Raw genomic sequence first — 11,202 nt, forward strand, 5'->3', positions numbered from 1 at the left:
CCCGACCCCTCCCCCATCAAGGGGGAGGGGAGGATTCCGCTGATTACCAAGCTGCTGGTCGGCGTCCTCGCCGCCGAGGTGGTCCTCGCCACGCTCAGCGCCGTGTTCCCGCCGGACATGACTCGCGCGCGCCACTCCTCGCCGGTCACGCTGGACCATCGCGGCGCGTGGCTGCGCGCGCTCCCCGTCGAAGACGGCCGCTGGCGGATCCGCGCCGACCTCGCGCGCACCGATCCCACCTTCCAGAAGCGCCTGATCCGCACCGAGGACGCGCGATTCTACTGGCATCTGGGCGTCGATCCGATCTCGCTGATCCGCGCCGTCGGCTCGGCGGTGGTGCATGGTCGCGCTACGTCCGGGGCCTCGACCCTGACCATGCAGACCGCGCGCCTGCTGGAGCCGCGCCCGCGCACTATCGGCTCGAAGCTGATCGAGATGGTCCGCGCCGTGCAGCTGGAGTCGCGGCTGTCCAAACGCGAGATCCTGGCGCTGTACCTGACCCTGGCCCCCTATGGCGGCAACCTGGAAGGCGCGCGGGCGGCCAGCCTCAGCTATTTCGGCCACGAGCCGTCCAGCCTGACCGATGGCGAGCAGGCCCTGTTGATCGCCCTGCCGCAGTCGCCCGAGGCCCGCCGCCCGGACCGTCGTCCCGACGCCGCCAAGGCCGCCCGGCGCTCCGTGCTCGACAAGATGGTCCGCGCCCACACCATCACCCAGGCCGCCGCTTTCGAGGCCGAGAACGAGCCGCTGCCGCGTCGCGCGCCGTTCCCGACCCTGGCGTGGCACGCGGCCGGCGAGCTGGCCCGCAACGCGCCGCAGGGCCAGGCGAGCGTGGTCTCGACCCTCGACGCCGACCTGCAGTCGCGGCTGGAGCCAATGGTCGCCGCCGTGGCGGGCGCGCAAGGCCCCGACGCCACCGCCGCCGTGCTGGTGGTCGAGATCAAGGGACGCGCCGTCCGCGCGTCCGTCGGCTCGGCGGGGCGTGACCGGGCCGGGGGCTGGGTGGACATGACCCGCGCCCTGCGCTCGCCCGGCTCGGCCCTGAAGCCGTTCATCTACGCCATGGCCATGGACGACGGCCTGGTCGCGCCCGACACCCAGCTGCAGGACAACGCCACCCGCTTCGCCGACTACCAGCCCGAGAACTTCGACCGCGTCTTCCACGACAAGGTCACGGTGCGCGAGGCCCTGGCCCACTCGCTGAACGTTCCGGCCGTGGCGACGCTGGAGAAGCTGGGGCCCGAAGCCTTCGCAGGCCGAATCGAGGCCGCCGGCGCGCATCTGGCGCGTCCGAAGGCGCAGCTGAAGGAAGCGGGTCTGGCCCTCGCGCTCGGCGGGGAGGGGATCACCTGGCGCGACCTCGTCATGCTCTACGCCGCCCTCGGCGACGGCGGCATCGCCAAGCCACTGGCCTGGACCGAAGAGGACGCCAAGGCGCGTGAGCACATGGCCGGCACGCGCATGGTCCGTCCCGAGGCGGCGAGGCAGGTGTTGGACATCCTCCGCGAAGCCCCGGCCCCGCGCGGCCGTGCGCCGTCGGCCCTGACGCGAGGCGGGCCGTCGATGGCGTTCAAGACCGGCACCTCCTACGGCTTCCGTGACGCCGTGGCGGCCGGGGTGGTCGGCGGCTATGCGATCCTGGTGTGGACGGGCCGGGCCGACGGCGGCGCGCGCGGCGGGCTGACGGGACGTGACGCGGCCTTGCCGCTGCTGTTCGACGTCGCCGACGCCATCGGCGCGCAAGGCTCGGCCCCGCGCCCTATCGCGCCGAAGTCCGCGCCGCTGGCCTTGCAGAAGCTGCGCGCCGCCGACGAGGGCCCGCGCCTGATCTTCCCACCCGACGGGGCGTCGGTGCAGGTCGATGCGCTGGGTTCGAAGGCGCGAGGGCTGGTGCTGGCCGCCGAGGGCGAGGGTCTGACCTGGTACGTGGAAGGCCGGCCGCTGGACCTGGATCCGGTCAGCGGCCGCGCGATCTGGAAGCCGGCCGCGCCGGGCTTCTACAAGCTGTCGGTGGTCGATGCGCAGGGCCGTAAGGCCCAGGCGCGGGTGCGCATCAAGGGCAGTTAGATTCCGCCATCATCCGCTCATAGTCCACCAGGCTGCTGATGCCGATGTTGAGGTCGTTCACCAGGCCGTTGTTCAGCGAATAGACCCAGCCGTGCACGGACAGGTCCTGGCCGCGCGCCCAGGCGTCCTGGACGAAGACGTCGGCGGCGACGTTGCGGACCTGGCGGGCGACGTTCAGTTCGGTCAGGCGGTCGAGCATGGCGCGCTTCTCGGGGATCGCTTCCAGCTCGTGCTTGTGCTCGGCATGGACCTCGCGGATCGGGTGCAGCCAGTGGTCGACCAGGCCCCGGCGCTGGCCGTCGATGGCCGCCGCCACGCCGCCGCAGCCATAGTGGCCGACGACCATCACGTGCTTGACCTTCAGCACCTCGACCGCGAACTGCAGCACGCTGAGGTAGTTGGCGTCCTGCGGCGGGGCCAGGTTGGCGACATTGCGGTGGACGAACAGCTCGCCCGGGTCCAGGCCGACGATCTCGTTGGCCGGCACGCGGCTGTCGCTGCAGCCGATCCAGAGATATTCCGGGGTCTGCTGGCCTTCCAGACGCTTGAAGAAGTCCGGATCGACCTGGGTCTTGCGCTCCGACCACGCGGCGTTGTTGGCTTTCAGGTCCTCAAGCATCTAGCGCTCCGGGTGGTGGTCGGGATGGGCGGCTTCGATCGCCGGGTGCTTGGCCGCACGGGTGGCGGCGGCGACGATCGAGGGGAAGGGCGACAGGTCGATGTTGAAGCGGCCGGCATTGAACACCTGCGGCACCAGCAGGCAGTCCACCAGGCCCGGGGCGTCGCCGAAGGCGAAGCCGCCGGAGTGGGCCGCGACCATGGGTTCGAGCGCGTGGAAGCCGTCGCTGATCCAGCGGGCGGTCCAGGCGTTGCGGTCGGTGTCGCCGATGCCCAGCGCCGTCAGCTGGCGCTGGACCCGCAGATTGTTCAGCGGGTGGATGTCGCAGGCGATGATCTCGGCCATGCCGCGCACGATGGCCCGCTCATAGGCCGTGTGCGGCAGCAGGGCGGGCTCGGGCGAAACCTCGTCCAGCCATTCCAGGATGGCCAGGCTCTGGGTCAGCGGCCGGCCGTCGACCATCAGGGTCGGGACCAGGGCCTGGGCGTTGAGCGCGCGATAGGCCTCTTCGTGATGGGCGTTGGCCACGAGGTCCACGGGCTGGAGCTCGTACGGCAGACCCTTGAGGTTCAGGCCGATCCGCACCCGATAGGGCGCGGCGGCGCGCTTGGCGCTGTGCAGGACCAGCTTCATCGAAGCGCTTCCTAGACCAGGGTGAACTCGAGACGGCCGACGCCCTCGACCTCGCCGACGACCTTGTCGCCGCGCGCGATGGCGCCGACGCCTTCGGGCGTGCCGGTGAAGATCAGGTCGCCGGCGGCCAGGGTCCACAGCTCGCTGGCCTTGGCGATCACCTCGCCGACGTTCCAGATCATGTCGCCGACCTCGCCGCGCTGACGCTCGGCGCCATTGACGGTGAGGGTGACGGCGGCCTCGGGCGCCGGGGCGTCCATGACGCGGATGGCGGTGATCGGGGCGCTCTCGTCGAAGGCCTTGCCGGCCTCCCAGGGCTGACCCTTGGCCTTGGCCGCGCCTTGCAGGTCGCGACGGGTGAGATCCACGCCGACGGCGTAGCCGAACACCGCTTCAAGGGCCTGCTCGACCGAGAGGTTGGCGCCGCCGCTCTTCAGGGCCACGACCAGTTCGATCTCGTGATGCAGGTCGCTGGTCGCCGGCGGATAGGCGATCTCGCCCTTCAGCGGCGCCACCGCGTCGGCGGGCTTGGCGAAGAAGAATGGGGGATCGCGCGTGTCGGCGCCCATTTCGCGGGCGTGGGCGGCGTAGTTGCGCCCGACACAGAGGATCCGGCGGACCGGGAAAACCGAATCCGATCCCTCCACCGGGACCGTCGGGATGGCGTGCGGGGGAAAGGCGTAGCTGGTCATGGCGCTTCGTTTAGACCCAAAAGCGGCTGGCCAAAACCCCTCTGCGGTTCAAACGACGCCCGTGAACCCACAGAGCCGCAAAGTGGCCGCCGTTCAGAAATCCTGCGGTTGAACCCCGGTCATAAACGTTCTTTCACTTGCCCCAATCTCCACCGTCGCGTCATGTCGCCGATGGGGTAGTGGGCGCTTTTTCAGGCTTGGGGGCCGTCATGCTGATCATCGAGAACCTGACCCATGTCTATGGCAACGGCGTGCGGGCCCTGGACGAGGTCAGCCTGACGATCCCGCGCGGCATGTACGGCCTGCTGGGTCCGAACGGCGCCGGCAAGTCGACCCTGATGCGCACCATCGCCACCCTGCAGGCCCCGACCTCGGGTCACATCCGGTTCGGCGACATCGACGTGCTGAAGAACCCCGAGGAGCTGCGCAAGACGCTGGGCTACCTGCCGCAGGATTTCGGCGTCTATCCGCGGGTCTCGGCCTACGACATGCTCGACCACATGGCGGTGCTGAAGGGCATTGCCGGCGCCAAGGAGCGCAAGGAAACGGTCGAGAACCTGCTGAACCAGGTCAATCTGTGGAACGTCCGCAAGAAGGCCATCGCCGGCTTCTCGGGCGGCATGCGCCAGCGCTTCGGCATCGCCCAGGCCCTGATCGGCGATCCGCGCCTGATCATCGTCGATGAGCCCACCGCCGGCCTCGACCCCGAAGAGCGCAACCGCTTCCTGAACCTGCTGGCCGAGATCGGCGAGAACGTGGTGGTGATCCTGTCGACCCACATCGTCGAGGACGTTTCGGACCTCTGCCCGGCCATGGCCATCATCTGCGACGGCCGCATCGTCAGCGAAGGCGCCCCCCACGACCTGGTGGCCAAGCTGAAGGGCAAGATCTGGAAGAAGATCATCGACAAGGCCGAGCTGGAGGCCGCCAAGGCCCAGTACAAGGTCATCTCCACCCGCCTGCTGGCCGGCCGCACGGTCATCCACATCGAGTCCGTCGACAATCCCGGCAATGGTTTCACGCCGGTCGAAGGCGGGCTGGAGGATGTCTATTTCTCCACCCTCTCGACCACCCGGCGGGCGGCCTGACGGGGAGCGGTCTCATGTTTCGCAAGATCGCGGGCTTCGAGCTCCGCTACCAGCTGAAGTCGCCCGTCTTCTGGGTGGTGGCGGTTATCTTCTTCCTGCTGACCTTCGGGGCGGCGACGATCGACCAGATCCGCATCGGCGGCGGCGGCAACATCCACAAGAACGCCCCGTACGCGATCGCCCAGACCCACCTGATCTGGTCCATCTTCTACATGTTCGTGACCACGGCCTTCGTGGCCAATGTGGTGGTGCGTGACGACGAGACCGGCTTCGGGCCGATCCTGCGATCCTCCCAGGTGAAGAAGTTCGACTATCTCTACGGGCGCTTTACCGGCGCCTTCCTGGCGGCGGCGATCTCGTTCCTGGCCGTGCCCCTGGCGATCTGGATCGGCTCGTTCATGCCCTGGGTCGATCCCGAGCGGCTGGGCCCCAACGACCTGCACGCCTACCTCTTTTCCTATTTTGCCCTGGCCCTGCCGGCGATCCTGCTGACCTCGTCGATCTTCTTCGCCCTGGCCACGGTGACCCGCTCGATGATGTGGACCTATGTCGGCGTCATCGGCTTCATGGTGCTGTACATCATCGCCAACATCGCGCTGGACAAGCCCGACTACGAGAAGGCCGCGGCCTATTGGGAGCCCCTCGGCACCGCCGCCTACGGCCTGGTCACCAAGTATTGGACGGCCAGCGAGCGCAACACCCTGGTCCCGCCATTGGCCGGGGCGTTGCTCTTCAACCGGATCTTCTCGCTGGCGCTGTCAGCCGGGTTCCTGATCCTGGCCTACAGCCTGTTCCGCTTCCAATCCGCCGACCTGTCCGGCCAGCGCAAAATCAAAGCGGGCAAGGCCGGCGATGACGCCGCGCCGCCGATTTTCACGGGGAGCCTGCCGAAGCCGAAGTTCGACCGCGCCACGGCCTGGGCCCAGCTGATGGTCCGCACGCGTCTCGACATGGGCCAGGTGTTCAAGAGCCCGGCCTATTTCGTGCTGCTTTTCCTCGGGCTCGCCAACGCCATGGGCTCGCTGTGGTTCGCCACCGACGCCGGCGGATACGGCGGCGTGATCTATCCGGTCACCCGAATCCTGCTTGATCCTCTGGTGGGGTCGTTCGGCCTGATCCCGATGATCATCGCCAACTACTATTCGGGCGAGCTGGTCTGGCGCGAACGCGACCGGAAAACCCATGAGATCATCGATTCCACGCCGGTGCCGGACTGGGCTTTTGTGGCCCCCAAGACTCTGGCGATCAGCCTCGTTCTGATCTCGACTCTTCTGGTCAGCGTGCTGGCCGGGATGATCAGCCAAGCCTTCCACGGCTATTTCAATTTCGAGATCGGCAAGTACCTGGTCTGGTACCTTCTGCCCCAGGCGGTGTTCTTCATCCTGCTGGCGACGCTGGCGATCTTCCTCCAGACGATCAGCCCCCACAAGTTCATCGGGTGGGGCCTGATGCTGCTTTACCTCATCTCACGGTTCACGTTCCCGAACCTGGGCTGGGAGCTGAAGCTCTACAACTTCGCCTCGGCCGGCGATGTTCCGCTGTCGGACATGAACGGCCTCGGCAAGTTCTGGATCGGGGCCTGGTGGCTGCGCGCCTATTGGAGCGCGTTCGCGGTGATGCTGCTGGTGCTGGCCTACGGCCTGTGGCGGCGTGGGACGGAAAGCCGGTTGCTGCCCCGCCTGCGCCGGCTGCCGACGCGGCTGAACGGCGGAGCGGGCCTGCTGATGGGCGGCGCGCTGGTCGTCTTCGTCGGCCTCGGCGCGTTCGTCTACATGAACACCAATGTCTGGAACGACTACCGGACGCGCATCGACAACGAGAAGTGGCAGGCCGACTACGAGAAGACCCTGCTGCCGTTCGAGACCACGCCGCAGCCCAAGATCGTCGCCATGACGCTCGAGGTCGATCTGAAGCCGCACGCGCCCAGCCTTGAGACCAAGGGCTCGTACGTGATCGAGAACAAGACCGGCGCACCGTTGAAGGAGATCCACGTCCGCTTCGACCGCGACCTGCAGGTGAAGGGCCTGTCGATCGAGGGCGCGCGGCCCAAGAAGACCTTCGAGAGGTTCAACTACCGCATCTTCGCCTTCGACACGCCGATGGCCCCGGGCGAGCGGCGGAAGATGAGCTTCATCACCCTGCGGTCGCAACGCGGCTTCCCCAATAGCGACCAGGAGAGCCGGATCGTCGACAACGGGACCTTCGTCAACAACCTGGAGATCGCGCCGATCCTGGGCATGTCGCGCGAGGGCCTGCTCCAGGACCGCGCCAAGCGCCGCAAGTACGGCCTGCCGCCGCAGTTACGTATGGCCTTGCTGGGCGACGTTCCGTCCCGCCAGTTCAACGGCCTGCGCAAGGACGCCGACTTTGTCACTTCGGACGTCACCGTGACCACCGAGGCCGACCAGACGCCGATCGCGCCGGGCTACAAGGTCTCGGACACGGTCAAGAACGGCCGCCGCAAGGCCCGCTTCGTCACCGAGGCGCCGATCCTGCCATTCCTCTCGATCCAGTCGGCCCGCTATCAGGTCAGTCAGGAGACCTATAAGGGCGTCGAGCTGGCGGTCTATTACGATCCCCAGCACGCGTGGAACATCGAGCGCATGAAGACGGCGATGAAGCGGTCGCTGGATTACTACCAGGCCAATTTCAGTCCGTATCAGTTCCGCCAACTGCGCTTCCAGGAGTTCCCGGACTACGCCCAGTTCGCCCAGTCCTTCGCCAACACCATTCCATGGTCGGAGGGACTGTTCTTCATCTCAGACTTCCGCGATCCGACCAAGATCGACATGGTCACCTATGTCGGGGCTCACGAGATCGGTCACCAATGGTGGGCCCACCAGGTGATCGGCGCGGACCAGCAGGGCAGCGTGATGCTGAGCGAGACCTTCGCCCAGTATTCGGCGCTGATGGTGATGAAGCACGCCTATGGCGAAGACCAGATCCGCAAGTTCCTGAAGCTCGAACTGAACAGCTATCTGCGCGCGCGGGGTGGTGACGTCATCGACGAGCAGCCCCTTGCCCGGGTCGAGAACAGCCAGAACTACATCCGCTATAACAAGGGCTCGCTGGTCATGTACCGGCTGCAGAGCGAGATCGGCGAAGAGGCCGTCAACCGCGCCCTGCGCAAGCTGATCGCCGACCACGCCTTCAAGGGCGCGCCCTATCCGATCAGCACCGACTTCCTGACCGCCCTGCGCGCCGAGGCTCCGGCCGACAAGCAGGCGCTGATCACCGACCTGTTCGAGAAGATCACGCTCTACGACCTGAAGACCAAGAGCGCGGCGGTGCATAAGCGCGGCGACGGCAAGTTCGACGTGACCATCACGGTCGACGCCCAGAAGAAATACGCCGACGGCAAGGGCAAGGAGACGGGCGCCGCCCTGAACGAGACCATGGACATTGGCCTGTTCACCGCCAAGCCGGGCGACAAGGGCTTCGACGCCCAGGACGTCGTCGCCTATGAGCGCAGGCCGATCCGCTCGGGCGTGCAGACCTTCACGTTCGTGACGGCCAAGGCGCCGAAGTTCGCTGGGATCGATCCGTACAACACGGTGATCGACCGCAACGGCGACGACAACACCGTGGCGGTCGGCAAATGAGCGACGCGGTGATCAAGATGGATGCGGAAGCGCTGAACGCGTTCCTGCATCGGGCCTTCCCGGACTTGGACCCCCAGCAGATGGCGTCGGTGGTCGAGGTCGGGCCGGGGCGGGCGCTGTTGAAGCTGCCGCCTCTGGCGCGGCACCTGCGGCCGGGCGGGCTGATCTCGGGACCGACCCTGATGGGCCTTGCCGACACGGCGGCCTATGCGGTGATCCTGGCGCACATCGGCGAGGTGGCCATGGCGGTGACCACCTCGCTCAATATCCATTTCCTGAGAGGCTGCCAGCCTGGCGATCTCTACGCCGAGGCGACCCTGCTCAAGCTCGGCCGCCGCATCGCGACGGCCGATGTCCTGATGTGGACGGAAGGGCGCGAGCGGGCCGCGGCCAAGGCCACGGTCGCCTACGCCATTCCCTAATCGTTAGTGGCCGGTGGCCTTCTCGTCGGCCTTCATCTGCGCCTTGTCGGCCTTGTCCTGGGCCTTGGCGACGTCCTCGCCCGTGCCGAAGCCCTTCTTCAGGCCTTCGGCCATGTTCAGGTGCTCCTGGACCTTCGGGGCCGTGGCGGCGGCGAAGGCCTTGATGGCCGGGGTGTCGCCGTCCTGGGCGTAGCGCTGCAGCAGGTTCAGGGCCGCCTGGTGAGCGTCGACCTGGCCGTCAGCGTACGTCTTGTCGAAGTCCTTGGCGTCGGCCTTGGTCAGGTCGTCGATCTTGCCCTGGGCGTCTTCCGACAGCACGGTCGGCAGGGTGATGGTCGCGCCCGAGGCGGCGATCGCCGATTTCAGCTCGGCGCTGGTGGCCGTGTGGGCCTTTTCCATCGCGGCGGCGAACTTCTTCACGGCCGGGTTGGTCGAGCGCGTGGCGGCCAGCTTGGCGGCGGCGATCTCGAACATGTCACTGTCGGCGGCCTTGGCGGCGAACACGTCGGCCTTGGTCTCGTCGGCCGCGGTCGGGACCGTGGCGGCGGGGTTGGCGTCCGGGGTCGCGGCCTGTTCGGCCGGGGTGGCGGCGCCCTTGGCTTCATCGGCCTTCTGGCCGCAGGCGGCGAGGCTCAGTGCGGCGACTGCGGCGCCGACAATCATCAGGTGACGGGTCATGGCTCTGTCTTTCCCTACGCGTTTTTCTTAGAGGTTCTTGAAAGCTCGGCGGCGCACTGCGCCGGGTGATCAACAAAACCTCACGGAGCCGTGAACGGTTCCGATGACGGCGGGGAGATTGTCCATGACGCAGGAAACCAAGGCTGGGGGTCCACTGGCCGGACTGCGCGTGATCGAGATGGGCTCGCTGATCGCCGGGCCCTTCTGTGGCCAGGTGCTGGGCGACTTCGGGGCCGAGGTCATCAAGCTGGAGGATCCCAAGGTCGGCGATCCGATGCGCCAGTGGGGCCGCTCGAAACCCAAGGGCCTGTCGCCCTGGTGGCCGGTGATCGGCCGCAACAAGAAGTCCGTCACTATCGATCTGCGCACGGATGAAGGCCGTGACATCGCCCACGCCTTGATCGCCAAGGCCGATGTCGTGGTCGAGAACTTCCGCCCCGGCACGCTGGAGAAGTGGGGCATGGGCTACGAGGCCCTGGCCAAGACCAATCCAGGGCTCGTCATGGCGCGGGTCTCGGGCTTTGGCCAGACCGGGCCCTATTCCAGCCGCGCCGGCTACGCCCTGGTCGGCGAGGCCATGGGCGGCCTGCGCCACATCACCGGCGAGCCCGACCGCAATCCGGCCCGCGCCGGCATCTCGATCGGCGACAGCCTGTCGGGCCTGAACGCCGCGCTCGGCGTGATGATGGCCCTGCACGCCCGAGCGCGCACCGGCAAGGGCCAGGTGGTCGATGCGGCGATCTATGAAAGCGTGCTGACGGTGATGGAGAACCTGATCACCGAATACGACCTGACCGGCTATGTCCGCGAGCGCTCAGGCGCTGTGCTGCCGGGCATCGCGCCGTCGAACGTCTATCCGACCAAGTCCGGCGAGCTTGTCTTGATCGGCGCCAACCAGGACACGCTGTTCCGACGGCTGTGCGACCTGATGGGTCGCCCGGACCTGGCAGACGACGTCCGCTATCGCGACCACGCCGCGCGCGGGGCGCACCAGGGGGAGTTGGACGCTCGGATCGCCGCCTGGACGGCGGATCAGGCGATCGAGGACCTGCTGCCGAAACTGGAGGCCGCCGGCCTGCCGACGGGGCGGATCTACCGCGCGCCGGACATGATCGACGATCCGCAGTTCGTGGCGCGGGAGTCGATCGTCACCGTGCCGCATCCGGTGTTCGGCCAGATCAAGATGCAGAACGCCTTCCCGAAGCTGACCGAGACGCCCGGTGGCGTGCGGTGGCCGGGGCCGACCTTGGGGGAGCACACGGATGCGGTGCTGGCGGAGGTGGTGGGGATGAGCGTCGAGGTGGTCGAGGGGCTGCGGAAGAAGGGCGTGATCTAGCGACTAAAATCCTCCCACAGAGGGGAAGCATCTATCGGGCGTCGGCCCTAAGCCCGCCCCGTGAC

Annotated in this window: 9 protein-coding genes; 5 read left to right on the forward strand and 4 right to left on the reverse strand. The window is 67.5% G+C overall.

Features of this window, described 5'->3' with window-relative positions:
• Window positions 1-15: 15 nt before the first annotated feature.
• Window positions 16-2,067 (forward strand): penicillin-binding protein 1C, encoded by a 2,052-nt coding sequence (gene pbpC / locus AC07YH_RS26080; protein WP_494749810.1) that lies wholly within the window; start codon window positions 16-18, stop codon window positions 2,065-2,067.
• Here the strand turns inward: pbpC and AC07YH_RS26085 are convergent.
• The 3 genes from AC07YH_RS26085 to AC07YH_RS26095 are packed head-to-tail and all read right to left on the reverse strand — an operon-like array spanning window position 2,054 to window position 4,011.
• On the reverse strand, window positions 2,054-2,686 hold the full coding sequence (locus tag AC07YH_RS26085; protein WP_494749802.1) for a carbonic anhydrase: 633 nt from the start codon (window positions 2,684-2,686) through the stop codon (window positions 2,054-2,056). The two genes, pbpC and AC07YH_RS26085, sit on opposite strands and share 14 nt — an antisense overlap.
• On the reverse strand, window positions 2,687-3,319 hold the full coding sequence (maiA, locus tag AC07YH_RS26090) for a maleylacetoacetate isomerase (protein WP_494749803.1): 633 nt from the start codon (window positions 3,317-3,319) through the stop codon (window positions 2,687-2,689). It abuts the gene before it with no gap.
• A gap of 11 nt (window positions 3,320-3,330) precedes the next feature.
• Window positions 3,331-4,011, reverse strand: a complete 681-nt coding sequence (locus AC07YH_RS26095; RefSeq protein WP_494749804.1) for a fumarylacetoacetate hydrolase family protein — start codon at window positions 4,009-4,011, stop codon at window positions 3,331-3,333.
• A gap of 209 nt (window positions 4,012-4,220) precedes the next feature.
• Between AC07YH_RS26095 and AC07YH_RS26100 the strand changes: the two genes are divergently transcribed.
• The 3 genes from AC07YH_RS26100 to AC07YH_RS26110 are packed head-to-tail and all read left to right on the forward strand — an operon-like array spanning window position 4,221 to window position 9,123.
• Window positions 4,221-5,099: an ABC transporter ATP-binding protein gene (locus AC07YH_RS26100; protein ID WP_494749805.1), complete on the forward strand. Its 879-nt coding sequence runs from the start codon at window positions 4,221-4,223 to the stop codon at window positions 5,097-5,099.
• A gap of 14 nt (window positions 5,100-5,113) precedes the next feature.
• Window positions 5,114-8,701 carry an ABC transporter permease/M1 family aminopeptidase gene (locus AC07YH_RS26105; protein WP_494749806.1) on the forward strand — a complete coding sequence of 1,196 codons (3,588 nt, stop codon included), beginning with the start codon at window positions 5,114-5,116 and terminating at the stop codon, window positions 8,699-8,701.
• On the forward strand, window positions 8,698-9,123 hold the full coding sequence (locus AC07YH_RS26110) for a PaaI family thioesterase (protein WP_494749807.1): 426 nt from the start codon (window positions 8,698-8,700) through the stop codon (window positions 9,121-9,123). Before AC07YH_RS26105 ends, AC07YH_RS26110 begins: the two co-directional genes overlap by 4 nt.
• 3 nt (window positions 9,124-9,126) lie before the next feature.
• Here AC07YH_RS26110 and AC07YH_RS26115 read toward each other — a convergent pair whose 3' ends face one another.
• Window positions 9,127-9,801 carry a DUF4142 domain-containing protein gene (locus AC07YH_RS26115; protein ID WP_494749808.1) on the reverse strand — a complete coding sequence of 225 codons (675 nt, stop codon included), beginning with the start codon at window positions 9,799-9,801 and terminating at the stop codon, window positions 9,127-9,129.
• Between the two features lie 124 nt (window positions 9,802-9,925).
• On the opposite strand from AC07YH_RS26115, the gene AC07YH_RS26120 reads away from it, so the two are divergent.
• Window positions 9,926-11,137, forward strand: coding sequence for a CaiB/BaiF CoA transferase family protein (locus AC07YH_RS26120; protein WP_494749809.1), 1,212 nt, complete (start codon window positions 9,926-9,928; stop codon window positions 11,135-11,137).
• Window positions 11,138-11,202 lie beyond the last annotated feature (65 nt).

The organism is Caulobacter sp. GW456-12-1-14-TSB4 (assembly GCF_059424195.1).

Excerpts from the sequence above, each read along its gene's own strand:
- AC07YH_RS26085 (WP_494749802.1), bottom strand. The coding sequence starts at position 2,686 with ATGCTTGAGGACCTGAAAGCCAACAACGCCGCGTGGTCGGAGCGCAAG.
- maiA (WP_494749803.1), bottom strand. The coding sequence starts at position 3,319 with ATGAAGCTGGTCCTGCACAGCGCCAAGCGCGCCGCCGCGCCCTATCGG.
- AC07YH_RS26095 (WP_494749804.1), bottom strand. The coding sequence starts at position 4,011 with ATGACCAGCTACGCCTTTCCCCCGCACGCCATCCCGACGGTCCCGGTG.
- AC07YH_RS26100 (WP_494749805.1), top strand. The coding sequence starts at position 4,221 with ATGCTGATCATCGAGAACCTGACCCATGTCTATGGCAACGGCGTGCGG.
- AC07YH_RS26105 (WP_494749806.1), top strand. The coding sequence starts at position 5,114 with ATGTTTCGCAAGATCGCGGGCTTCGAGCTCCGCTACCAGCTGAAGTCG.
- AC07YH_RS26110 (WP_494749807.1), top strand. The coding sequence starts at position 8,698 with ATGAGCGACGCGGTGATCAAGATGGATGCGGAAGCGCTGAACGCGTTC.
- AC07YH_RS26115 (WP_494749808.1), bottom strand. The coding sequence starts at position 9,801 with ATGACCCGTCACCTGATGATTGTCGGCGCCGCAGTCGCCGCACTGAGC.
- AC07YH_RS26120 (WP_494749809.1), top strand. The coding sequence starts at position 9,926 with ATGACGCAGGAAACCAAGGCTGGGGGTCCACTGGCCGGACTGCGCGTG.